This is a genomic window from Campylobacter sp. 2018MI13, from assembly GCF_018501135.1.
In the GTDB taxonomy this organism is placed as follows: domain Bacteria; phylum Campylobacterota; class Campylobacteria; order Campylobacterales; family Campylobacteraceae; genus Campylobacter_E.
In genome coordinates, this window is record NZ_JAHCZC010000019.1 from 1 (window position 1) to 23,366 (window position 23,366).

Here is a 23,366-nt window from a genome sequence, read left to right on the forward strand (position 1 = left end):
TTCTAAGATACTTTTCCTAAACTACACTAAATCACCATTAAAAGCTCTTTTATATTTTTAGCCAATCTTCTATACAAATTCTTTTAAACTTCAAAACCTCATCAATTCTTACTATGAATTTTTAAATTAAAAAGATGGCAAAAGGATTTATAAAAATTATCAAAATATAAAACTACAAATTTATATAGGATTTGAATTTTGACTAACGATTCTAAAATTACAAAATACATTTTCTTACTTTTTTATAAAAAGTATTATTGCATTTACTTCACAAACAATAACCAAATAAAATTCACAATATATTAATCTGCTACAATATAAAAAAATATTTAAAGGTTAAAAATGATAAAAGAGAAATTAGAAAAAGATATTAACACTACAGAAGAAAATATTAAAAAAGATTCAAAAGATAATAAAATCACAACTGAAAGAATTTTTAATCGTATCAAACAATATGGAAACTTATCTCTTGCTTTAGGGCAAATTTTATTACTAATACTAATTATAGATTCTGCTTTTAACTATGGTGTAGTATATATTTTTACATTACAATACCCAATAGAACTTACATTTGAACAATTATTGACCTTTGGGTTTTCTAACTTATCTTGGTTTATGCTGTTAATATTTATGTTATATATTTCAACAGAATTTGTATGGCAAATTAAAAATACAAAAAAAGATGGTAAGCCACTAAAATATTATGATTGTATATACTTTATAATTGTATTACTGATAGTTTATCTTTCTATTTTTATGATATTTTACAATAATTATGAAAAGCAAGATATTTGTTTATTTTTTGTATTATTTGTAGCCTTAATTATATTAAATCTTATAGTATTTTTTAAAGCAAACAAAAGTAACATAAACTACATTAGACCTATAATACTATTTGTATCAGTAACTATTTTTGCTTTGTCTAAAATAAGTATTTCATCTCTTTCTGGCTTAGGAGATTATAATACTACAATAATGGTTGATAAAAATAGCTTTATAAAAGATATTGTAGATATAGAAGATAACAAAGAGAAATATACAAAAAATTATCATTATAAAGGCGATTATATTGAGCTAAAAGATGTGAAAGTATTATCAACTTTAGGAGATATTGCTTATGTGGAGTTATGCAGTGAAAATATGGAAATAGGCAAAACATTAGATGGTTGCAAAAAAACTATAAGAGTTGAATTGATCAAAAAAGACATTCACATAATAAGAAATGGTAAAAAGCAAAATGTTACTAATACAGAAAATGGTAGCAATAAAACAAACAACGAAAGCAAAGAACAAAATGAACAAGATTTAGAAAAATCTAAAGAGAATAAAAAAGAAGAAAGCACTACAAAAAATAACTAGAATTTGAAAATAACAATCTAATTATATTCAATTATTACAAAGCTAGCCTATAGGCTAGCTAAATATATTAATCATCACCTAAATAATCTTCATTATTTGGATTATGTGCATCAGCCCAATCATCCATACAAGCATCGTTATTTGGATTATTAATATCTGACCATAAATCTAATTCTTCTTGAGACATTGCCATTTTATTCTCCTTTTTTATTGCTATTTTTATTAGCTGCTCTTTGAGCTCTTGCTGCAAAACTATCTTTGCTTACAATACCACCATTTCTCTTAGCTTCGCTTAATTGAATTCTTGCTGCTGCTTCTTTATCCATCGCGTTTTTATTCATCGCGTTCTCCTTAAAAATTATTTTAGTTTTGCAAAACTTACAAAATGATATAATAATAATTAGGGACATTTGGGGACAAAAAAATGAAAACAAACAAAGAAATAGTAGAAGAACTTAAAGAAAAAATAAAAAATTATATTATCATCAACAATACAACTCTTGCTAAAGTTGCTAAAGAATTAGCAGAACAAGTAGAAAATTTAACATCTAATGAAGATATAAAAAATTTTTATGAATCATTAAAAAAATTGTTAAATAGAAAAAGCAAAAAACCAAGATCTAATATAATAGAAAAGTTTTAAATTAATATTAATTGTTATTCACCATATTCATCTTAAATCATTTTTAAAAGCATATAAATTGTATTATAATTAGGTACAAACTCTCAACATAATATTTTGAAACAATTTATAATAACCATTCACTTATTCTAATTTCAAATTTCCATACCTATTAATAGATAGCTTGTTTTATTATATTTATAATTTTAAATTTTGCGATGGAATTTTTCATATATCTAATAGATTTTAATTTCACATTTGTGTAAATAAAGTGAAATTATTTTTTAAGGAGATAGCCATGAAAAAGGGCTTTACAATGATTGAGTTGATTTTCGTAATCGTAATTTTAGGAATTTTAGCAGCAGTTGCAATTCCAAAACTAAATGCTACAAGAGATGACGCAGAAATAGCAAAACTAAGCACAAATATCTCAACAATTATGGGTGATTTCGCATCTTATTATACTTCTAAAGGTAAATTAGAAGCTCAAGCAGATATTAAGAGAATGACAAACGTTGCTTTAGAAAGCGATAACATTACTTTAAATGTTAAAGGTAAACCTTGTTTGACATTTACACTAAATGCGACTAAAAGTTCAGAATTAACAGTTGCTGCTTCAAATGCATCAGATACAGTTTGTACAAATGCTTTAGGATTAAGTTCAGTTCAAAGTATTTTAACTAGCACTGACTCTAAGACAGGAACTACAAAAACTATTAAAAAAGCTGGAGATAGTGTTGTATTTGACTTCGCTGCAAGTGGTGTAAGCTGGTAATATAAACTTAACTAAATAATTTTTAGTTGCCTAGTTAGGTTTATCCTAACTAGGCTTTTTTAAATTTGAAAGGATAAAGATGAAAAAAGCTTTTACAATGATAGAATTAATCTTCGTAATAGTTATTCTAGGTATCTTAGCAGCAGTCGCGATACCTAAACTAAATGCTACGAGAGATGACGCTGAATTAGCTAAAGCAAATACAAATCTTACAACACTTATGAGTGATATTTATAGCTATTATACTTCTAAGGGCGATATTCCTGCTTCAGGTTTTAATTTACAAAGCTTAACTGGAGTTGAACTATGGAATAATCCTACCACACCAGCGCAGTCAATTAACGCTGCTTTTATGGGTGTTAAAGATAAAAAAGATTGCTTGTATGTAGAAATTAAGAAAAATACAAATAAAGAAAATTATATTGCATTAAGAAGAAATAAAGATATAAAATCAGGTAGTTTATGTGAAAAATTTTTAGACCAAGCTGAAGCTTCAGGCATTGTAGGACAAGGTTATAGCGATAGTAATTTTACAACAGCAAAAAGCACTTTAGATACTTCAAATACATTCCTTAGACTAGGCGGAAGTGGAGTATTATGGTAAAACAAGCTTTCACAATGATAGAGCTAATATTTGTTATTGTAATATTAGGAACTTTAGCAGCAGTTGCAATTCCTAAACTAAATGCTACAAGAGATGATGCTGAAATAGTTAAAGCTAATCAAAATATTACATTATTAATAGGAGATTTAGCTAGTTATTACACAGCTCATAATGAATTTGCTAAAGATATTAAAACAATGACAAATGTTGCTTTAGATAGTGGAGTTTATAAAGTTAAAAATAAGCCTTGTTTAGAAATAAGCCTTGATGATTATTATGTAGTAATAAAAAAATCAAAAGGTCAAGATAAGGTATGCGATATAGTATTAAATGACCCTAAAATAATATCAAACCTAACAGGAAGAATTTCAAAAACAAATAATAATTTTACAGATATTTCAAAAAGTGATGTTATTTACATTCCTGTTGGTGGAAGTAATGTGGTGTATTAAGAATTTAAATTAGGAATTTTAAAATAAATTTCTTATTTTAAATTCCTACAATTTATTATTTATTCTTATTTAATTTTTACAATCAAGCTATAATGAAATCCACAAAATAGTCTTAAATTTCGTTATGTTGTTTAATTCTAATATTAACTAAATTACTTTTTGATATACTACACTACGAAAAAGCATTGATTTTGATATTAAAAATTACAATAATAGGAGTAAAAATGGGCGAAAACGATATAATTGCAACCAAACAACAAGTAAGAAAAGCTGGAGATAATATAAGAATAGGTATTGCCACTGAAAACGACTATGAGATAGTGTCTTTTTGGAGAAGTGTTCACGCTCAAATAATGTCAAGCTTTGCAACATCAATTAATAGAAAACTAAAAACAAATAAAATTACCCCTATAGTAGTAGCAAGAAGATTAAAAAGGCTAAATTCTGTTGAATACAAGTTAAAAAGATTTCCAGATATGAAGCTTGATAGAATGCAAGATATTGCAGGACTTAGGATAGTATTTACCAATCTTGACAATACTAAAACTTTTCAGCAAATTATGGAACAAACCTATCTTAAAGGTATAAAAAAATTTAAACTTTTACGAACTAGTGATTATATCAATAAACCAAAAGATGATGGATACCGCTCAATCCATCAGATTTATGAATATCAAGATACGACAAAAAGAGCCTTAGAATTACAACTTAGAACACAATTGCAGCATTTTTGGGCTACAGCAGTGGAAGTTTTAGGAATAACTAGTAAATCAAAAATCAAGCAAGGTGAAGGGGAAGAACAATATAAAGAATTTTTTAGATTATCAAGTGCTTTGTTTTGTATGATAGAACAAACAAAAATTCACGAAAATTATAATAAATTTACACAACAAGAAATATGCCAAAAGATTTTAGAACTAGATAAAAAATACAACATATTAGCAATGCTTTCTGGACTTTTAGTATCTAGCAAAAACATTGAAGAATTTCAAAAAAAGATACATTATTATTTTGTAATAGACCTTGATATGAATACAAAGCGTTTAAGGATTACTGGATATAAAAAATCAGATTTTGAAAAAGCTAAAGAATATTATGATTTTTTAGAACAAAAATCAAAAAATGCAAACAATACTGATGTAGTGCTTGTATCATCAGACAAAATTAAAACACTAAGGAAAGCCTATCCTAACTATTATTTAGATAGTAGAGAATTTGTAGAAGTTATCAAAGCAGCTATCAAAGAAAATATTAAATCTTAAAATATAATTTAGATAAAAACTAATTGAAAAATGGAATTTAAAACTATATATTTATTTTAAATTCCTAAATTAAATTCTTAATATAGTTAAAACGAGTATTTAGCTTCTAATCTAGTTTTATAAGTTTTAATATTTTTCATATCGGTTTTAGTAATCGCATAATCATAAAATGCGCTAAATTTTAATTGCTTAGAATATTTATAAACAATTTTTGGCATTAATTCTGTTTGCTTATATTTAGCTAAATCAAGCTTTACCCCGCCATTAATTATGCTAAATAAAAAATTAAAATTATCATATTTATAAGATATATTTGAATACAAATATTCTCTTTTACCTATTCCACCATAAAATCCATCTATTATCGTTTTTCCCGAATGCAAAAGCAATCCTTTATCATGCCAAGTTACAAAACTTGCTTTATCCTTTTTACCATAATTTATATAGCCTAACTCAAAATCAAAATTCTTAAATCCGACTAGAATTTCAACGCCATAAAATACAGAATTACTTGCATTTAGAGAAGTTTTGTAATTTTGCTTTAATGATGTGCTAGTTAGTTGAGAATTAAAAGAATAATGATAACTCTTCTTATCTCCTAAATAACTTTTCAAATCCACTCCATAAAAAATAGCAAAATCATTAAGATAATCAGCGCCTAAAGTAAGATTTATTAAATCATTATGATAATTAATATTTAGCCCATAAAGATTTTGATTATAGATTTGTAATTTTAAATTCTTTGGCAGATTTGTAGCTTTTAGTGGTATTTTATAAGATATTTGATTTATTGCTTTTTCGTTTATCAAACTACTTTCACTCAAATCAAAATTATCTACAAAATAAGCATTTATATTTGTATTATATAAAGAATGATTATCAATCAAAAACGAAGTAACCAAAACCCCATCATTAAACATACTAGGCACTTTTAATCTACCAAAACTAAAGCTTGTATTAAAATTAGTATAAGTTAAATTCGCTTCTTTTAAATGAAAATTATCATTAGTCTTAATATAAGCATTATTTGAATAACTAAAAGATTTTGTATCATATCTAAACACCGCATTAGCCTTGTAATTATCAGCTAAATTTAGACTTAATTTATAATCTAATCTAATTTTGTGTGCTGGTTGAGTTAAAGCAATATCCTTAACTCTAGTAGTATCATAGCGATACCTTAAAAAACCATCTAAATCTACATTTTTTATTGATTGTTCTAAACTAAGTGCATTGGCACAAACAGCAACTAAACTTAAAGAAATTGTTGTTTTAATATTCATTTTTATCCTTTTTTATGAGAATGATAAATATTATTAAAACAAACTTATATTTAAATTAATTATCATAATAAATATTAAATAATATGATAACTTAAATTCTTTAAGAATTATTTTTTATATATCAAATTAAGTTTTGAATTCTCATAATAAAATGAATAATAAATATTATTCTTTTTAATAATTTCATAAGTTTATTAGTTTAAAATATTAAATATAAAAATTAATTTTATTTTAAGGAGTTATATGAAAAAGTTATTTTTAAGTTGTCTTATATCATCTTTTGCATTAGCAAATAGTATGTACTTAAATAAAGATGTTGAAATTAAACTTGATGGTAAAATAATAGGAACTGCTAGTTTATTAGCACCTGTAAAAGTCATTTCAAGCAATAACGATACTAGCAAAGTTGAGCTAATTGGATATGTTAATGATAATTATCAAGAAGAAATAGTTAAAAGTTTTTCTCAAATTGAAAATTATATGAGTTTTCACGATAACAATGACAATCCAACATACAAAGGTGACGCTAATCCATACATTAAAATGCTTGAAGTGTTGCAAGATGAATATGGAGAAAATTGGCATAAAGTAAGCATAACTTTTGATGTAAATTCAAATGATTTAGTAGCTAGCAAAGATGAAATCTTTAAAAATGCAAAAAGTTTTTACGAGCAAACTTGCTCGCCTTGTCATTTGTTGCACGATACTAAAGAATATTCGGTAAATCAATGGCCTTCAAATCTTGAAAGCATGATAAGTTCTGGTTATGTGGAGCTAAGCAAGGATGAAAAAAGCTTAATTATTAAATATTTACAAAATCACGCAAAAGACATTAAATAAAGGAGAAGAATATGAAAAGAAGAAGTTTTTTAAAACTAAGTGCAGTAGCAGGAGTTGGATTACAAGCTAGCAAAATTGAAGGTATCAAAGATACAATTTTTGATGATAAAAAGGCTTTAGTATCTGATAGGTTTGGTAGTTTTTACGCAAATATTAATAGTTCTCAAATCGTTAGCGTTACACCTTTTGAAGGAGATAAATTCCCTAATACTATGAATAATTGTGTTCCAGATAGAACACAAAACGAAAGCCGTGTTTTATATCCTTGTGTTAGAAAAAGCTACCTAGAAGGAAAAAAGAAAAACGATTTAAGGGGTGAAGAAGAATTTGTAAGAGTTAGTTGGGAAACAGCACTTGATTTAGCAGCAAAAGCACTTAAAGAAAATTTTGACAAATATGGCCCTGAAGCTATATATGGCGAATGCTATTGGTGGGGTGGCTGGGGTAAAATTAGTTGGGGAAGAACCACAGCTCATAGAATGTTAAAAATCCTAGGTGGATATGTTGAAGAAAGTGGAGACTATTCAACCGGTGCTGGTATGGTAATATTACCACATATTTTTGGCTCAAACACCGTTTATGAAGCACCTACAACTTGGAAAAGTATTTTAGAAAATGCAAAAAGTGTTGTATTTTGGGGAACTGACCCACTAGTAACAAATCAAATTGCAGTTGGCACACCAACTCACACTAATTATGAATATTTCACAAAATTAAAAGAACTAAGTAAAGCAGGAAAAATCAAAACTTATAGCATAGATGTATATGCTAATAATACAAATCGTTATATTGAAAGTGAATTAATATCAGTTCGCCCTAATACAGACACTGCAATGATGATAGGAATGTGTTGTTATTTATATGAAAGTGGAAAATATGCAAAAGATTTCATTAAAAAATATACGGTTGGCTTTAATAAATTTAAAGAATACTTCATGGGCGAAAATGATGGAATAAAAAAAGATTTAACTTGGGCTAGCAATATTTGTGGAGTAGATACAACAACATTAAAAAAATTAGCAGATGATTTATGCGATAATAAATCAATAATTATTGCAGGTCGTGCAATACAAAGACAAGACCACGGCGAGCAAGCACATTGGATGATAACAATACTAGCAACAATGTTAGGGTATATAGGAAACAAGGGTTGTGGATTTGAGTTTAGTTTAGGATATTATTCTCAAGGTGCTGATAAATTTATAGCACCTACTTTAAAAGGACTTTCATCTATTCCAAGCGATGATTTAGGAGACGAAAATAGTCCTTGGAAAAAATTTGAAAACATAACAATTCCAAGTTCAAGAAGTATTGACGCTATGCTAAACCCAGGTAAAATAATTGACCAAAATGGTAAAAAAATAAAACTTCCACATATTAAAGTAGCATTTAATGCTAGTGGGTCATTTTTTACTCGCCATCAAGATGTAAATCGTGCTATTGAAGGATTTAAAAAGGTTGATACGATTATTACAGCTGAACCATTTTGGACTTCACAAGCAAAATTAAGTGATATTGTTTTACCTGTTGCTATTGAGCCTGAGCGTTATGATATAGAAGCTAGTACAAATTCTGAATATATTTTCTTAAATAAGCCTGTAATTGAACCTATGGGAGAGAGTAAAAGCGATTTTTGGATTTGTAAAGAAATTTGTAAAAGATGGGGAGTAGAAGAAATATTTACAGAAGGAAAAGCAACCGAGCTTGATTGGATGAAATATATTTATAACGACGCTTTACAACAAGGAAAATCATTAGGATATGATATGCCAACTTTCGATGAAGCACTTAATAAAGGATTTGTTAGATTTGATAAAGTAAATAAAGATACAGAGTATTACACAAGACTTAGTGATTTTGTAAGCAATCCGCATAAATATAGATTAGGAACACCAAGTGGAAAGATTGAGATTTTCTCTCCAACAATTGCAAAAATGGGTTATGATGATTGTTTAGGTCATCCTGCTTGGTTTGAACCATTTGAGTGGGTTGGTAACAAAGAACAAATTAAAAAATATCCAATTGCTGTTGTAAGTCCTCATTCTAGATTTAGACTACACTCTCAGCTAAATAACTCACTTATTAGAAATTATGCTGAAGTAAATGGCAGAGAGCCTATGATAATTCATCCTGATACTGCAAAAGCAAGAGGTATTAAAACAGGCGATATTGTAAGAGTATATAATGATAGGGGCGAAATTTTAGCAGGTGCATTAGTAAGTGATATTGTAAGGGCTGATACTATTATAATTTGTGAAGGTGCTTGGTATGACCCTGAAGTTTATGGGAAAAAATCACTTTGTCAGCACGGATGCGTAAATGTGCTAACTCGTGATAAAGGAACATCAAAACTAGCTCAATCAAACACAGCTCACACAACCTTAGTAGAGATTGAAAAATTCAAAGGTGTTATTAGACCTTTAAGAGCATTTTCTAAGCCAAAAATCATTCAAGGTTAAATAAAAAGCGAGATTTATTCTCGCTTTTAAATTCCAACTCCAATACTTCATAAAATAATGCAGCCATATATTAAGAGATTTACTAAAATAAAAGAAGAGCCAATAAATACAAAAAACGAATCATATAACAATTCATCTTTTAAATACAAATAAAAATAATAAGCATTTGCAAATATAATAAATATAGAATTAGCAGTTATATCTAAGGCTGAAAAAGTGGTTAAATGCTTAAATACAAAAATACAATAAGCGTAAAAAATTACACTCAATACGAAAATAAAAAAATCAACTTTATTAAAAAATCTTACCATTTTAAATTCCTTTTATTTTCATACTATCAAAAATAAAAGGAATTAGCTAGAAAAATTAATTTTGCACTTTTTATAATTTAATCTATTTTATATTCACACGCTACTTGATAGCCTAAATCACAAGCTTTTCTTACATATTCCTTAGCCAAGCTTTTATTGGTATAATAATAAAAGTTACCTAAGTTATTGCAAGCTATAGCCTCTCCTAAATTACAAGCTTTTTCATAAAGCATTTTCGCTCTTTCTTTATTGTTTTCTTTCGTATAATAAATATTTCCTAAATTAGTGCAAGCATTTAAATATCTTAAATTACAAGATTTTTCATAATAACTCTTTATTTCATTCATTAATGCAGGATTTTGGCTTTGCTCTAACATATACGCTATATTGTGGCACGATATAGGCTCATTATTATTACAAGCTAACATATAATAATTAATCCCTTTAGTAAATTCTTCCTTACTTTTAGCACTATAAATATAAGCAGTTCCTAATTCCATACAAGCTGACATATAATTAAGCTCGCAAGACTTTTCTAAATACTTAATAGATTCTGCTATTTGCATTTCTTTTGCCTTAGCAATTCCTATGTTATAACAATCATTTGCATTGTTACAAATTACTTGATTATTAGCAAAACAAGCACTAACACAAAATGCCAATACTAAAAACTTTTTCATCAACACTCCTTTTAATTTTGCGTATCTTAGCATATTTTACAAAGATTTTACATTGTAGAAATCTTAACAATTTTTTTTAGTCTATAATTAGCCCAATTTTTTAAAAAGGAAAGGTAATGGCAAGAGAAAACATTATTATAACGATACTTTTTGCTATCGTTTGTGTTGGCTTTTTGTTTTGGGGTTATAGCACCACAAATTATTATATATTCTTCACAATTGCTGCAATTTTTGGAATATTTTTAGCATTCAATATAGGTGCAAACGATGTTGCAAATGCTTTTGGAACGAGTGTTGGAGCAAAAACTCTTAGCATAAAACAAGCTTTAATAATAGCTGCTATATTTGAATTTAGCGGAGCATTTTTTGCTGGTGCTGAAGTAACTGCTACTATTAGAAGTGGTATTGTAAGCGTTAAAGAAAACATAGAACCTATGCACTTTGCTTATGTTATGATGAGTGCTTTGTGTGCTGCTAGTGTTTGGATTTTTATAGCTACTTATAAATCTTTACCTGTTAGCTCAACTCATTCAATAGTAGGCGGGATTTTAGGTGCTGCACTAGCTTTAGGTTTCATAGCCGAAAATAACGCTACTCAAGTTAGCTGGGGTGGGATAGGAACTATTGTTGCTAGTTGGTTTATCTCTCCTGTATTAGGTGGGGTTTTGAGTTATTTTGTTTATTCATTAGTTTATAAATTCATTGTAGTTCCTACTAAAGAAAAAGAAAACACTTTAAAACAAATCAAAAAAGATAAAGCAGAGTATAAAAAACAATATATAGATGAATTTATGCAAAGCGAAAAATCTAAGCAATATAGTGAGCTTTACGGCATTTTGCTTAACGAAAAAGGCGAATACGCAAATAAATTAAAAGAATTTACAAAAAAAGAAAAAGCAGTTGATGTAGCAGGATTTTTAAGCAAACGCATACCTGTTTTAGCTACTTTAATAGCTTTTGTAATTTCATCTATGTTATTTTTTAAAGCCTTAAATAATGTTGATACAGGACTTAGTCATTTTAGTATAGGATTAATCATCTTATTAATTTGTATTAGTGCTTATATAATTTGTGTAGGAATTATTAATATTATGAAAAAAGGCGAACCAAAAAAAGCAGTAAATCGTATTTTTTCATGGTTTCAAATATTTACAGCTTGCACATTTGCCTTTTCTCACGGAGCAAACGATATTTCAAACGCAGTTGGACCATTTGCTGCGATTTTAGATATTTTACACACAAATACAATAAATCCAACTTCAGCAGTGCCTACTATTGTAATGTTAGTATTTGGTATTTCACTAGTTGCTGGGCTTTGGTTTTTAGGCAAAAGCGTTATTAAAACCGTTGGCAAAAGTCTAGCAAAAATCAAGCCTACCACAGGTTTTAGTGCCGAGTTTGCTTCAGCTATTGTAATACTTCTAGCAACTCAACTAGGAATTCCAATCAGCTCAACTCATATTCTAATAGGTGCGGTATTAGGAATTGGAGTATTTAACAAAAACGCAAATTGGAAAATGATGAAGCCAATAGGCTTAGCATGGATGATAACCTTACCTGCAAGTGCTTTAATTTCGGCATTTTTCTTAAGCTTACTTTATTATTTATTTTAGGAGATTTAATGAATCAAATTCAAGATGATATTTTAAAGACAAAAGAAGGCAAAAAATCCTTTAAAAACGCAATCATTAGCTGTTGGCTAGGAACTGCTATGGAATATGCTGATTTTGTTTTATATGGCCTTGCGGCTGCAACCGTTTTTGGTAAAGTTTTTTACCCAGAGCAAACTCCTATAATTGCTCTAATGCTTAGTTTTGCAACCTATGGAGTTGGCTTTATTGCTAGACCTATTGGAGCTTTCTTTTTTGGTAGATTAGGAGATAAATATGGTCGTAAAGAAGTTATGATGATAACTATATTTTTAATGGGTGCAGCGACTACTTTAATAGGATTTATCCCATCTTATAATAGCATAGGCATTTTAGCACCTTTATTATTAGTGATTTTAAGATTTTTACAAGGTTTTGGAGCAGGAGCTGAACTTAGCGGTGGAGCTATTATGTTGGGTGAATACGCACCTAGCAAAAATCGTGGTTTAGTATCATCAATCATTGCACTAGGCTCTAATAGCGGGACTTTAATTGCTAGTGGAATTTGGTTTTTACTTGGATTTTTAGATGATAAAGACTTTTTAGAATGGGGCTGGAGATTGCCATTTATATTTAGCTTTTTAATAGCTGCATTTGCCTTGTATCTAAGACGCTTTGTAGGAGAAACACCTGTATTTGCAAAACAAAAAGAACAAATGCAAAAACAACGAGAACAAAATTTAAAAACTCACAAAACCGAAAACAAAACTTTTTGGCAAAAGAACAAATCATTTTTTATTATGCTAGGTCTTAGAATGGGAGAAAACGCCCCATCTTATATAGCTCAAAGCTTTTTAGTAGGTTATGTTTATACTATTTTATTATTAGACAAACAAATAGCTACAACAGGGGTTTTAATAGCTTCATTTTTAGGATTTTTAGTTATTCCATTATCTGGATGGCTAAGCGATAAATTTGGTCGTCGCATTATGTATAGGATATTTTGCTTATTATTAATGATTTATGCAGTTCCTGCATTTATGTTACTTGATAGCAAAAATGAAATAATAGTAATTTGTGTAATTGTCGTAGGAATGTGCCTTGCATCTTTAGGGATTTTTGGAGTTCAAGCAGCTTACGGAGTTGAAATGTTTGGGTGCAAAAATCGTTATACAAAAATGGCACTAGCTAAAGAAATCGGTGGCATTTTATCAGGTGGAACTGCACCATTTTTAGCGACTTATTTTATAAATCTAACTCATAATTGGTATTTAATCGCTGCTTATTTTATATTTATGGCAGGAATTGGATTTGTTACTACATTTTTTGCTCCTGAAACTAGGGGTAGAGATTTAAATCTTATTGAAGATGCTATATGAAAATCGTAATTGACACTGATATAGGCAATGGTATTTGTGGGGCTAATACTGATGATGGCTTAGCCCTAGCACTTGCAATTGCTAGTAAAAAGATTGATTTAAAAGCAATAACAACTCTAAGTGGAAATGTGATAAATCACAAAGCTTATGCAGTCGCAAGGAATTTAATTTCTAAATTAGGGATTAAAATTCCTGTATTTTTAGGCTCAAGTAAGGCTTTATTAGAGGATGAAACGCCGTGGAGAAAAAGACTTGATGAGAGTGTTTATAATTTTAAATTAGAACACTTATGGCAAGATTTTACACCTATTAAACTTTATAAAAACGCTAAATTAAACGCTGTTTATAAATTATGCGAATTAGCAAGAGTTTATAAAAATGAGCTTATTGTTTGTGCTATTGGACCACTTACAAACATAGCTCAAGCTTGTATTTTAGATAATGAGTTTGCAAAAAATGTAAAAGAGATTTTAATTATGGGCGGGGTATTTGATATGAGTAAATACCCTAAAGATACTAATTTTGGTTTTGACCCAGAAGCTGCTAGGATTGTGCTAAGAAGTGGGGCAAAAATCACTCTAGCACCTTACAATATCACAATGCAAACTAGCCTAACTCATAAAGATTTAGAAGAAATAAAAGCAATTAATAATAAACTATGTGATTTTTTATATACAAGTATTAAGCCTTGGATAAGCTATGCAGAGCTTACAAGAAATAGCATTGGCACTTGGATACACGATGCTTTAATAATTGCATATTTACTAGATTCTAGCATTTGTAAAAGCGATGAATATTATGTAGATATAGAAACTTGTGGCGAAGCAAGGGGCAAAAGCTTAAGATATGATAAAAATCTTAATATGAATATAGGCATTGATTTAAGCAAGTTAAACCTAGTAAAGGTTTTAAAAGATATTGATAATGAAAAATTATTAAAGCTAATAAAGGCAACTTTAAATGAATTTAGCAATTGATATAGGCTCAAATACTCTTAAAATAGCTGTATTTGATAAGGTTTTAAAAAACTACGAAAAGGTCTTAAACTTAGGACTATTTTATGAAAACGAGTGTATAAATGATGAAGGAATTAAGGTCTTAATCAATGCACTTGATGAGCTAAATTATGATTTAAGCAAGGCAAAAGTAGTTGCTACTGCAATTTTTAGAAAAAGTAAAAATGCTGATTTAATAGCTAATATGCTTTATCAAAAATACGGCTTTAAATTAAAAATATTAAGCCAAAATGAAGAAGCAAGGCTTACTAGATTAGGGGTTGGAATTTCAATTCAAGGTGATTTTACTTTAGTAGATGTTGGTGGGTATTCAACAGAAATTACAAGTAATGATAAAAAATTATTACTTGATATAGGACTTTTATCTTTTTATAAAAGCGTAAAAGAAAAAAACTTAGATATTAAAGACTACGCATATACACTTTTAAACCCTTATAAAAACGAGCTTAAAAGCTATCCAAGACCAATTGTTCTAGCATCAAAAACGGGAATATTTGCAAAAAGTATTGCAAAAAATATTGCTTATAAAGATATTGATGATTTAGAGTTTCATAATAGCATTGTAAATAAAGATGAATTATATAAATTAATTGATTTTATTAATACAAATAATGCCGAAAAAAGAGATTTAATGCTAGGAGTTAATAGAGATTTTGCAGTGCTTTGCGGGGCTTATTTTATTGATACTTTATTTGATGATTTTGAATTTATCATTTCATCTTATGGGCTTAAAGAAGGAATTTTATTAGGAGAATAGTATGAAAAAATTATGGGGCGGTAGATTTAGCCAAGCTACGGATAAATTAGTAGAAAATTACACAGCGACTTTGCCACTTGAAAACAGACTTGCTTTAATAGATATAAAAGGAAGCATAGCACACGCAAAAATGCTTGAGCGTCAAAAAATCATAAACTCTCAAGAATTAGCAGAGATTTTAAAAGGCTTAGAAATTATTCAAAACGAATTTATAGAAAATAAATTTGAGTTTAATATAAGCGATGAAGATATTCATATGGCTATTGAAAAAAGACTTAGTATTTTAATAGGTGCAAGTGCTGGCAAACTTCACACTGCAAGAAGTAGAAACGACCAAACCGCACTAGATGGAATATTACAAATGAAAGAATTTGTATTAGGAATTAAAGCTAATTTAAAAGAATTAATGCAAGAGATTTTAAACCAAGCTAAGACAAATTTAGACTTAATTATGCCAGGCTTTACTCATCTTCAAACCGCTCAACCGATTTTATATTCGCATTGGATAATGGCGTATTTTTGGATGTTTAAAAGAGATTATGATAGATTTTTAAATCTATACAACTCATTAAACGAATGTCCGTTAGGCTCGGCTGCACTTGCTGGGACTACTTTTAATATAGATAGATTTTTTAGCGCAAATGAACTTGGCTTTGCAAAGCCAAGTGAAAATAGTATTGATAGTGTTAGCAATAGAGATTATATGCTTGAGTTTTGTAGTGTTAGTGCAATTTGTTTTAGCCATCTTTCACGCCTTTGTGAAGAGCTAATTATTTTTAATTCAAATGATTATAAATTCATTGAGCTAAGTGATGATTTTTGCACGGGTTCAAGCATAATGCCACAGAAAAAAAACCCCGATGTATGCGAAAAAATGCGTGGCAAAACAGGTAGAATTTATGGCAATCTAATCTCAATGCTAACTATTATGAAAGGTTTGCCACTAGCTTATAATACCGATATGAGCGAAGATAAAGCAAGTGTTTATGATACTCAAGATACCATAAAAGATAGTCTAATAATAATTACAAAACTAATTGCAAAAATGAAACCAATTAAAGAAAATATGCTAAGAGCAGCTGCTAATGGATATTCAAATGCTACTGATTTGGCTGATTATTTAGCTAAAAAAGGTGTGCCATTTAGAAAAGCTCACGAAATTACGGGAAAATTAGTAAGCTATGCAATCTCAAAAAAACTTAAATTAGATGAATTAAGCTTGGATGAATTAAGGCTTGAGTGTGATTTAATTGAAGATGATATTTATAAAGCAATTGATTTAAAAACTTGCGTTGATTTAAGAAATTCTTATGGTGGGACATCAGAAAACGCAGTAAAAACCCAACTCCTAAATGCTCAAAAAACATTAGAAAATCTAGGAATTTAATTTTAAACTATGTTTAAAGATAGTAAAAGCTATCTTTAAACTTGCAATTTATTATCTTAATAATTAAGCTTTTTATTTATATCTAATCATATTTTAAATTCATAAAACCTAGATTATAACAAATCACAATGCAACTAAAATATCAACCTAAAGGAGCAAAAAGAATTTGTAATTTTATCTTAGTATTAAAGTAATCTAAGTTATATTCTAGTGTTTTATACCCTAAACTACCATCAAAAAGTGGATATATAAGCCAAACTTCACTAACTTTAAAAGCTATTGCATAGGCAAATAATTGATATAAATCAGCTTGGCTAATATCACTTAACTTATTTATGATTTTATACTTTGTATCAGTGATGATTGTTTTATCTTTAAGCTCAATTAAAATATCAGGTCGCATTAAACAACGCTCATTTTGACCATCTTTTATTAAGTGTTTTTTTAATAATTGAGCACTTATTTTTATATTTGGGTTGTGTTTTTTAAGCATAAAAGCTACATAATCTTCAAAAAGTCTATTCATATCAAAAAGCAAAGCATAAGCGTTATTATCCCCCGCAAATGGTGTAAAACTAAAACCATTTAAAAATAACTTACACCATAAAAGTATGTTTTCATAATAACTATAATGCTTATTTTTTACACTAAATTCACATTTTTTAATATCAATTAAACTAATATCATCAAAAGTCTTTAAATATTTTAAAATCTTTTTATTTTGACTTAGTTTTTTTAAATGAAATAATGTAGTTTTTATAGTTTGATTTATCGCATTGTCTATGATATATTCATCATTTTCGGTAAAAAATCGCTCTTTATGAATTAAGTTATGTTTTAAATTCTCATTAAAAAGCAATTTGCCTTTTAAAGTTGTTCTATTTTCAGCTATTTTTATATAATCACTCATAAGCCCTTTATTTAAAAGCACAAAAAGTTCTTCTAAAAACATTTCAACAAAGACTTCAAAAAGTGACATTTTTTCATCTTTTAGCGTTGCTTTAAGCGATTTTTTAAACGGACTTTTTTGTAAAGTTCTTAAAAGTTCTAAAAGTAGCTGCTTGGGATTTAACTCTCTTTCTTTACAATCCTTAAACATCTCATCTTTTAGCTCATAAGCCTTGCTTAAATCTATTCTTGGCATTATCTCATTACTTGGTTTTGAAACCTTAGGATAAATTTCTAAAACCCCACTTTTTGTCTTTATAAGCCCTACATAATTTCTTGCTTTTAGTTTATTTTTGCCGACTATTCTTAAAAACTCTGGGTTATTTTCAGCAAAGCTCATAAGCTCATTTAAAAACTCATCGTTATCAAGTGAGCTTATTATTTCGTGTTCGTGGGCTATTTCAATCTTCATATATTTTCTTAAAATCCGTTTCATTAAAATCATCGCTTAAATAAAACTTATTGGTATTTAAAATATTTTTAGTTTTTATCATACCATTATCATTAAGCACCGATTTTATCTGCGAATAATCATTATAAAAATACTCTTCTAAAAGTGGTAAAATCTTATTTCTAAACACAACTTTAAGCTCATCAATTTTGTTTATACCCATAAAATACGAATGTCCGATAAGCTTTTCATCTCCTATTAAACATTCAATTCTTTCATTCATTTTATTTAATAATTCTTGAAGATTTATCCCATCGCAATTAGAATTTAAAAGAAAACTATTAGGCATCATCTTTTTAAACTCAAACCTACGCCTTAATGCCGTATCAAGGGTAGTGATACTCTTATCAGCTGTATTCATAGTGCCTATTATATAAACATTATTTGGCACACCAAAACTCTCTTTACTATATGGCAACACTACTTCTAGCTCTTCAGTATTTCCTAGTCTTTTACTAGGTTCAATAAGTGTGATAAGCTCTCCAAAAATCTTACTAATATTTCCACGATTTATCTCATCAATAATGATTATATAAGGCTTTAAATCTTCTTTTTGGTTTTTATAATCATCTTTTTTCTCAAACTCAAAAAGCTTTTTATAAAGCATAAAATAATACCTCGCATTACCATGATGAATTTTCTTACTCTCAAACTTTGGCTTTATATCTTTATAGCTTTTTATATTTCCTATTTTAAATTCTTTGTAATCACGCTTAATTATATCAAGTGTTAATCTTTGTCCGCTTTGTGTTGCTCCACCAAGTCTAAAAGAATAACAACACCCATTTTTATCATAATAAACGCTATGAATATTTGCACCCTTTTCTAACTCAAATTCCTTATTTTGGTCTAAAAACTCACTTTTTACATACTCAGCAAAATAATTGATAAGCTTATCAAAATCTAGCTCATTTGGAGTAGAGTAATTTATATAATTTTGCTTAGCTTTATTACATAAAGCCTTAAAAACACCATCATCTATCATATACTTTAGCTCTTCGTTGTCAAAATCAGGTCTAATTCCTTCTACAAATTCTTCATATCCATAGCTTTGATGAAAAGTGATAAATACGATTTGTCCGTTTTCTACATACTCTTTAAACTTTTTTTGCATTGCTTGTCTTGTGTTAATTTCGTTTGTTTGAGTTGAAAAATCTTCGCCCAAAATCTCTAAAGCTATATTTATAGTATCATAAGTCTTACCAACCCCTGGTGCTCCATATAAAATCTGATTTAGTGGGATGTTTTTAATATCATTAGTATTATTTAAATTATTAGTAATATTTGCTTGATTTATTGGAATAAAGTCATCTTTACTAAAACTCTCATAACACTCTAAAAGCTTTATAAAATCATCTGTGATTTGCTCTAAGTCTAACGTATAATAGGTAAAATCAAGCTCAGTTAGTTTACCACTTCGCTCCATTTCATCAACAGCTTTGCACCTTGCGTTTTCAATATCATGTTTTGGAAATCCAAATGCTAAACGATATTTAAAACCTTCTTTTAAAGAGTGAGAATACCCGAAATAAACATAAACACCATATCTAGGACTAACTTTGCTAGTATTTATAAGCCCATCGCTTAAAAGCTCTTTTCTAACAAAAATAATCCAACAAGTATCAGCCAAAGTCCCACTACCACTACCTATACTATATTCATAACTATTTTTAAAGAAATTAAAAAACGGCTTAATATTATTAACACTAAAGCCTTTGGTTGATTTGTTTTTATTTTTAAGACATTTATTTATTTCGCTAATAAAAGCACTTATTCCACTTTGAAATTCTTTTCTTTCATTATCTGTAAAACTTATAGGCATTTTCTTCCCTTTGTTTTTGCTAAATGATAATCAAACAAACTTCACAAGATATTAATCTGCTAGAATATGAAAAAATATTGAAAGGTTGAAAATGACAAAAGAAAAGTTAGAAAAAGAAATTAAAACTGCAGAAGAAAATATTAAAAAAGATTCAAAAAATAATAAAGTTAATTTTATACAAATTATAAAACATATTAAAAACTATGGGCAAATAGCACTCAGTCTAAACTATATATTATTATTTTTATTAGTCTTATGTTCTGCTATAACATACGGTGTTATCTACATATTCACTTTTCAATATCCGCTAGAATTATCATTTGAAAATTTATTGATACTTGGATTTTCCAACATATGTATAATATTATTAACAATAATTTTTATCTACATGTTAATTGAAGCGATTATTGCATTTTCTACAATGACAACAAAAACAGCACCTGATAAAATTCTAAAAATTATAATGATTGCAGTTATTATTTTGATGCAAAGTGTTATATTTTTTGTACTAGCCTATATAAACCATTTTGTACGGCCTATAAACTTGATAATTTTGGCTAGCTTTATAATATTTATTTTATTATCTATACAGTCATTAAAACAAAAAATAAAATATAGCGAAGTTAGAATTATATGGCTAACCATGTCTATTGCTTGCTTTTTATTTTCAAATATAGGTATATATGAAAAAACGGGCTTGGGAGACTATAGTGCTACAATAATAGTTGATAAAAATAACTTTATAAAAGATATTGTAGATATAGAAGATAAAAAAGAGAAATATACAAAAAATTATCATTATAAAGGTGATCATATTGAGCTAAAAGATGTGAAAATATTATCAACTTTAGGAGATATTGCTTATGTAGAATTGTGCAGTGAAAATATGGAAATAGGCAAAACATTAGATGATTGTAGAAAAAGCATAAGAGTTGAATTTATCAAAAAAGACATTCACATAATAAGAAATGGTAAAAAGCAAAATGTTACTAATACAGAAAATGGTAACGATAAAACAAACAACGAAAGCAAAGAACAAAATGAACAAGATTTAGAAAAATCTAAAGAGTATAAAAAAGAAGAAAGCACTACAAAAAATAACTAGAATTTAAAATAGGAATTTCGTTTGTTTACAACTCTTAAAACTTAACTAAACAAACGAAATTAAATTTTTTTTAAATAACTTTATTTTTTACTTTATCAATATTTTTTGTTTAATTTAATCATGCTTACTAAAATCCCTAAATTTGTAACCGAATTAAGCGTTGAATTTACTAACTCCATAGCCATCCTTTATAGTCTAATTATTGGCTAATTTGCCACAACTTTTAAAAAACATTCCATCTATTTTTTCGCACTACTCATATCAAAATCAAAAGTTTGGTTCAAGCTTTTACACCCACTAAACATTCCTGAAAAATCTTCAACATTTTTAGTATTAAAACTAAGCTTTTGATTAAAACTTCTACAATCTACAAACATATTTCTCATAGTTTTTACGTTTTTAGTATCAAACAATATCTTTTTATTTAAACTATAACAATCATAAAACATAGCACTCATATCATGCACATTGCCTGTATCCCAAGTATTAATACCTTCAAAATCCCATCAAAAAACACTATCAAAAAGATAATTCATATCAGTTATAAGACTAGTATCTATCTCATAAAGTTTGATTTTTTGAGTGTTCAAAATTTATTTTAGTTTATCTTTAATATCTGGTTTCAAAAAATAAAATTCTTATTTAAATTCTTTATTATTTTTTTATTTTTATCACTTTTAAGGCTTATATTAATAATAAGTTATTGATTTAAAATAATAAGAATTGATTTGGGATTTTGTTTTTTTCTTTTATTAACTTAAGAAGTAAAAAAGGTGCTAAGGATAGCACCTTTTGTGTTATTACAAATAATCTTTATTGCGTTTTTAAAGGTGCATTGCACCTTTAAAACTATTGTAATAATCTCATTACGTTTTGTTGAACAGCGTTAGCTTGGCTCATTGCATATACACCTGATTGAGCTAGGATTTGGTGTTTACTAAATGTAGCACTCTCAGATGCAAAGTCAACATCTCTAATATTACTTTCAGCTGATTTAACATTTACTTGAGTAACTGAAATATTATTAACAGTTGAAACAAGTTGGTTTTGAACAGAACCAAGGTCTGAACGAATTGCTTCAAGAGCTTTTTGAGCTGATTCAGCAATATTCATCATTGCTTGTGCGCCTTTTAATGTCATTACACCTGCTGCGTAGCCGTTAGTATTGTCCCCATTATCTCCAGCTTGCCATTCTTCATTGTTAAATCCCATAGCGTCAGCTTGAGCTCTACTAATTGTTGCATTAGTTTCTCTTAAACTCACTGTTGCTTCGCTAACATTTTTATCAAATCCTAAAGCTGAATTACTTGTAAAGCCATTAGCGTCTTTAACTTCTACTTGAATATCTCTTCCGTTGTTTGAAACAAGGCTTAATCTTCCCATATTAGTTGAGTTAGTTGTATTTAAGCCTATAATTGAGCTAAGACCTTCGTTATTAGGCTCATTTAGACCTGCTTTAACACCAGCGAAGAATTGTAAATATGAGTGAGCTACCATACCTTGTTGAGCTTCTGCTGTATCCATAGTTTTATCAGCAGCTGCATTTACTACTTCTTCTAATTTTTTAGTTAATTTATCTATAGTTGAATTAGCACCCTCTAGTGTTGTTTGAGTTTTTAAATCTTCAAATAAATTAGTAATTTCTTTAGCAGTAGTTGGATTAGCACCATTTGTGAATGCATTAGCAGCTAAATTTGCAGCGCCTATATTAGCAATATCAAGGTCTTTAAAATCTACATCTTTATTGCCTATAGGTTTAGCACCGGTATTAAATGTTGTAAAAGCACCACCTAACGCAGTAGTTAAACCAGCTTTATCTGCATTAGCAGTTTTAGCTGTAGTTGCTGCTTGTCCATAAGTATCTAATAAACCATCTAAAGTTTGAACATCACCCTTTTGGTCATAAGCAGCTAATTGTCCTCTAGCCTTGCCAACAGCTGTTTCTACAGATGTAGCATAATCATTTAATGCTTTTTTAGCATTAGTGTTTGTAAAAGTAGTTAATCCTGTAGTTTGTGTTTGTACAGCTGTGTTATCAAGAAAATCACCATAAGCTTTGCTAATAGTCTCAAAATCATTTGAATTGCTAATTATATCTTTTAGTTTATCGGCTTGTGCTTTTGCACTAGTTTGATTTACTAAAGTATCATCTGTCATTGCAGCTTTATAAGTATCTATATGACCTAATAAATCGTTCTTAAACTTATCTAAAGCTTTTTGTTCTTCTGTATGGAAAGTATTATAAGCGTTACTTGCTGCTGTAGC

The 23,366-nt window shown here is 28.3% G+C and carries 23 protein-coding genes; 14 read left to right on the forward strand and 9 right to left on the reverse strand.

Annotation, left to right across the window (positions count from 1 at the left end; genetic code table 11):
- The first annotated feature begins 342 nt into the window (after window positions 1–342).
- Window positions 343–1,359 carry a hypothetical protein gene (locus KJQ99_RS03170; RefSeq protein ID WP_214150006.1) on the forward strand — a complete coding sequence of 339 codons (1,017 nt, stop codon included), beginning with the start codon at window positions 343–345 and terminating at the stop codon, window positions 1,357–1,359.
- 67 nt (window positions 1,360–1,426) lie between these two features.
- Here the strand turns inward: KJQ99_RS03170 and KJQ99_RS10835 are convergent, their stop codons facing one another.
- Both KJQ99_RS10835 and KJQ99_RS03175 read right to left on the reverse strand, forming a co-directional pair.
- A complete protein-coding gene (locus KJQ99_RS10835) occupies window positions 1,427–1,552 on the reverse strand; it encodes a hypothetical protein (protein ID WP_275591988.1) in 126 nt (41 codons plus the stop codon).
- A 1-nt stretch (window position 1,553) separates the two neighbouring features.
- Entirely contained in the window at window positions 1,554–1,700 is a 147-nt protein-coding gene (locus KJQ99_RS03175) for a hypothetical protein (protein ID WP_214150007.1), read from the reverse strand.
- Between the two features lie 83 nt (window positions 1,701–1,783).
- Here KJQ99_RS03175 and KJQ99_RS03180 point away from each other — a divergent pair, with 83 nt between their 5' ends.
- From KJQ99_RS03180 to KJQ99_RS03200, 5 genes are all read left to right on the forward strand, one after another.
- Window positions 1,784–2,002, forward strand: a complete 219-nt coding sequence (locus KJQ99_RS03180) for a hypothetical protein (protein WP_214150008.1) — start codon at window positions 1,784–1,786, stop codon at window positions 2,000–2,002.
- Between the two features lie 277 nt (window positions 2,003–2,279).
- Complete coding sequence (locus tag KJQ99_RS03185) at window positions 2,280–2,756, forward strand: type II secretion system protein (protein WP_214150009.1); 477 nt, start codon at window positions 2,280–2,282, stop codon at window positions 2,754–2,756.
- Between the two features lie 79 nt (window positions 2,757–2,835).
- On the forward strand, window positions 2,836–3,360 hold the full coding sequence (locus KJQ99_RS10560) for a type II secretion system protein (protein WP_250325662.1): 525 nt from the start codon (window positions 2,836–2,838) through the stop codon (window positions 3,358–3,360).
- Window positions 3,354–3,812 (forward strand): type II secretion system protein, encoded by a 459-nt coding sequence (locus KJQ99_RS03195; protein WP_214150010.1) that lies wholly within the window; start codon window positions 3,354–3,356, stop codon window positions 3,810–3,812. The genes KJQ99_RS10560 and KJQ99_RS03195 overlap by 7 nt, the downstream gene beginning before the upstream one ends.
- 224 nt (window positions 3,813–4,036) lie before the next feature.
- Window positions 4,037–5,074, forward strand: coding sequence for a RelA/SpoT-related domain-containing protein (locus tag KJQ99_RS03200; RefSeq protein ID WP_214150011.1), 1,038 nt, complete (start codon window positions 4,037–4,039; stop codon window positions 5,072–5,074).
- Window positions 5,075–5,160: 86 nt separating this feature from the next.
- Here KJQ99_RS03200 and KJQ99_RS03205 read toward each other — a convergent pair whose 3' ends face one another.
- Window positions 5,161–6,357 carry a major outer membrane protein gene (locus tag KJQ99_RS03205; protein WP_214150012.1) on the reverse strand — a complete coding sequence of 399 codons (1,197 nt, stop codon included), beginning with the start codon at window positions 6,355–6,357 and terminating at the stop codon, window positions 5,161–5,163.
- Window positions 6,358–6,600: 243 nt separating this feature from the next.
- Here KJQ99_RS03205 and KJQ99_RS03210 point away from each other — a divergent pair, with 243 nt between their 5' ends.
- Window positions 6,601–7,197, forward strand: coding sequence for a hypothetical protein (locus KJQ99_RS03210; RefSeq protein WP_214117825.1), 597 nt, complete (start codon window positions 6,601–6,603; stop codon window positions 7,195–7,197).
- A gap of 11 nt (window positions 7,198–7,208) precedes the next feature.
- Entirely contained in the window at window positions 7,209–9,656 is a 2,448-nt protein-coding gene (locus KJQ99_RS03215; RefSeq protein ID WP_214150013.1) for a molybdopterin-dependent oxidoreductase, read from the forward strand.
- A gap of 47 nt (window positions 9,657–9,703) precedes the next feature.
- Here the strand turns inward: KJQ99_RS03215 and KJQ99_RS03220 are convergent, their stop codons facing one another.
- Both KJQ99_RS03220 and KJQ99_RS03225 read right to left on the reverse strand, forming a co-directional pair.
- Window positions 9,704–9,967, reverse strand: coding sequence for a hypothetical protein (locus tag KJQ99_RS03220; protein ID WP_214150014.1), 264 nt, complete (start codon window positions 9,965–9,967; stop codon window positions 9,704–9,706).
- Between the two features lie 77 nt (window positions 9,968–10,044).
- On the reverse strand, window positions 10,045–10,647 hold the full coding sequence (locus KJQ99_RS03225) for a tetratricopeptide repeat protein (RefSeq protein ID WP_214150015.1): 603 nt from the start codon (window positions 10,645–10,647) through the stop codon (window positions 10,045–10,047).
- A 116-nt stretch (window positions 10,648–10,763) separates the two neighbouring features.
- Between KJQ99_RS03225 and KJQ99_RS03230 the strand changes: the two genes are divergently transcribed.
- Genes KJQ99_RS03230 through argH form a run of 5 tightly spaced genes read left to right on the forward strand, consistent with a single transcriptional unit; the run spans window position 10,764 to window position 16,775 of the window.
- On the forward strand, window positions 10,764–12,260 hold the full coding sequence (locus KJQ99_RS03230) for an inorganic phosphate transporter (protein ID WP_214117829.1): 1,497 nt from the start codon (window positions 10,764–10,766) through the stop codon (window positions 12,258–12,260).
- On the forward strand, window positions 12,254–13,615 hold the full coding sequence (locus KJQ99_RS03235; protein ID WP_442862228.1) for an MFS transporter: 1,362 nt from the start codon (window positions 12,254–12,256) through the stop codon (window positions 13,613–13,615). The genes KJQ99_RS03230 and KJQ99_RS03235 overlap by 7 nt, the downstream gene beginning before the upstream one ends.
- Complete coding sequence (locus KJQ99_RS03240; protein ID WP_214150016.1) at window positions 13,612–14,592, forward strand: nucleoside hydrolase; 981 nt, start codon at window positions 13,612–13,614, stop codon at window positions 14,590–14,592. The genes KJQ99_RS03235 and KJQ99_RS03240 overlap by 4 nt, the downstream gene beginning before the upstream one ends.
- Window positions 14,576–15,388: a Ppx/GppA phosphatase family protein gene (locus KJQ99_RS03245; protein WP_214150017.1), complete on the forward strand. Its 813-nt coding sequence runs from the start codon at window positions 14,576–14,578 to the stop codon at window positions 15,386–15,388. Before KJQ99_RS03240 ends, KJQ99_RS03245 begins: the two co-directional genes overlap by 17 nt.
- Window position 15,389: 1 nt before the next feature.
- A complete protein-coding gene (argH, locus tag KJQ99_RS03250; protein WP_214150018.1) occupies window positions 15,390–16,775 on the forward strand; it encodes an argininosuccinate lyase in 1,386 nt (461 codons plus the stop codon).
- 142 nt (window positions 16,776–16,917) lie between these two features.
- On the opposite strand, the gene KJQ99_RS03255 is transcribed toward argH, so the two are convergent.
- Both KJQ99_RS03255 and KJQ99_RS03260 read right to left on the reverse strand, forming a co-directional pair.
- Window positions 16,918–18,135: an McrC family protein gene (locus tag KJQ99_RS03255; RefSeq protein WP_214150019.1), complete on the reverse strand. Its 1,218-nt coding sequence runs from the start codon at window positions 18,133–18,135 to the stop codon at window positions 16,918–16,920.
- Entirely contained in the window at window positions 18,125–19,996 is a 1,872-nt protein-coding gene (locus KJQ99_RS03260; RefSeq protein WP_250325664.1) for an McrB family protein, read from the reverse strand. Before KJQ99_RS03260 ends, KJQ99_RS03255 begins: the two co-directional genes overlap by 11 nt.
- Before the next feature lie 91 nt (window positions 19,997–20,087).
- On the opposite strand from KJQ99_RS03260, the gene KJQ99_RS03265 reads away from it, so the two are divergent.
- Window positions 20,088–21,101 carry a 7TM-DISM domain-containing protein gene (locus KJQ99_RS03265; protein WP_214150020.1) on the forward strand — a complete coding sequence of 338 codons (1,014 nt, stop codon included), beginning with the start codon at window positions 20,088–20,090 and terminating at the stop codon, window positions 21,099–21,101.
- Between the two features lie 239 nt (window positions 21,102–21,340).
- Here KJQ99_RS03265 and KJQ99_RS03270 read toward each other — a convergent pair whose 3' ends face one another.
- Together KJQ99_RS03270 and KJQ99_RS03275 are read right to left on the reverse strand one after the other, a co-directional pair.
- Complete coding sequence (locus KJQ99_RS03270; protein ID WP_350028273.1) at window positions 21,341–21,592, reverse strand: BspA family leucine-rich repeat surface protein; 252 nt, start codon at window positions 21,590–21,592, stop codon at window positions 21,341–21,343.
- A 358-nt stretch (window positions 21,593–21,950) separates the two neighbouring features.
- Window positions 21,951–23,366 (reverse strand): flagellin (locus tag KJQ99_RS03275; protein ID WP_214150022.1); only part of this gene is annotated, 1,416 nt, incomplete at its 5' end.

Coding starts and splice junctions, on each gene's coding strand:
- KJQ99_RS10560 (WP_250325662.1), top strand. CDS start 2,836: ATGAAAAAAGCTTTTACAATGATAGAATTAATCTTCGTAATAGTTATT.
- KJQ99_RS03210 (WP_214117825.1), top strand. CDS start 6,601: ATGAAAAAGTTATTTTTAAGTTGTCTTATATCATCTTTTGCATTAGCA.
- KJQ99_RS03170 (WP_214150006.1), top strand. CDS start 343: ATGATAAAAGAGAAATTAGAAAAAGATATTAACACTACAGAAGAAAAT.
- KJQ99_RS03265 (WP_214150020.1), top strand. CDS start 20,088: ATGACAAAAGAAAAGTTAGAAAAAGAAATTAAAACTGCAGAAGAAAAT.
- KJQ99_RS03195 (WP_214150010.1), top strand. CDS start 3,354: ATGGTAAAACAAGCTTTCACAATGATAGAGCTAATATTTGTTATTGTA.
- KJQ99_RS03200 (WP_214150011.1), top strand. CDS start 4,037: ATGGGCGAAAACGATATAATTGCAACCAAACAACAAGTAAGAAAAGCT.
- KJQ99_RS03215 (WP_214150013.1), top strand. CDS start 7,209: ATGAAAAGAAGAAGTTTTTTAAAACTAAGTGCAGTAGCAGGAGTTGGA.
- KJQ99_RS03240 (WP_214150016.1), top strand. CDS start 13,612: ATGAAAATCGTAATTGACACTGATATAGGCAATGGTATTTGTGGGGCT.
- KJQ99_RS03220 (WP_214150014.1), bottom strand. CDS start 9,967: ATGGTAAGATTTTTTAATAAAGTTGATTTTTTTATTTTCGTATTGAGT.
- KJQ99_RS03225 (WP_214150015.1), bottom strand. CDS start 10,647: ATGAAAAAGTTTTTAGTATTGGCATTTTGTGTTAGTGCTTGTTTTGCT.
- KJQ99_RS03205 (WP_214150012.1), bottom strand. CDS start 6,357: ATGAATATTAAAACAACAATTTCTTTAAGTTTAGTTGCTGTTTGTGCC.
- KJQ99_RS03260 (WP_250325664.1), bottom strand. CDS start 19,996: ATGCCTATAAGTTTTACAGATAATGAAAGAAAAGAATTTCAAAGTGGA.
- KJQ99_RS03230 (WP_214117829.1), top strand. CDS start 10,764: ATGGCAAGAGAAAACATTATTATAACGATACTTTTTGCTATCGTTTGT.
- KJQ99_RS10835 (WP_275591988.1), bottom strand. CDS start 1,552: ATGGCAATGTCTCAAGAAGAATTAGATTTATGGTCAGATATTAATAAT.
- KJQ99_RS03245 (WP_214150017.1), top strand. CDS start 14,576: ATGAATTTAGCAATTGATATAGGCTCAAATACTCTTAAAATAGCTGTA.
- KJQ99_RS03175 (WP_214150007.1), bottom strand. CDS start 1,700: ATGAATAAAAACGCGATGGATAAAGAAGCAGCAGCAAGAATTCAATTA.
- argH (WP_214150018.1), top strand. CDS start 15,390: ATGAAAAAATTATGGGGCGGTAGATTTAGCCAAGCTACGGATAAATTA.
- KJQ99_RS03185 (WP_214150009.1), top strand. CDS start 2,280: ATGAAAAAGGGCTTTACAATGATTGAGTTGATTTTCGTAATCGTAATT.
- KJQ99_RS03255 (WP_214150019.1), bottom strand. CDS start 18,135: ATGAAGATTGAAATAGCCCACGAACACGAAATAATAAGCTCACTTGAT.
- KJQ99_RS03180 (WP_214150008.1), top strand. CDS start 1,784: ATGAAAACAAACAAAGAAATAGTAGAAGAACTTAAAGAAAAAATAAAA.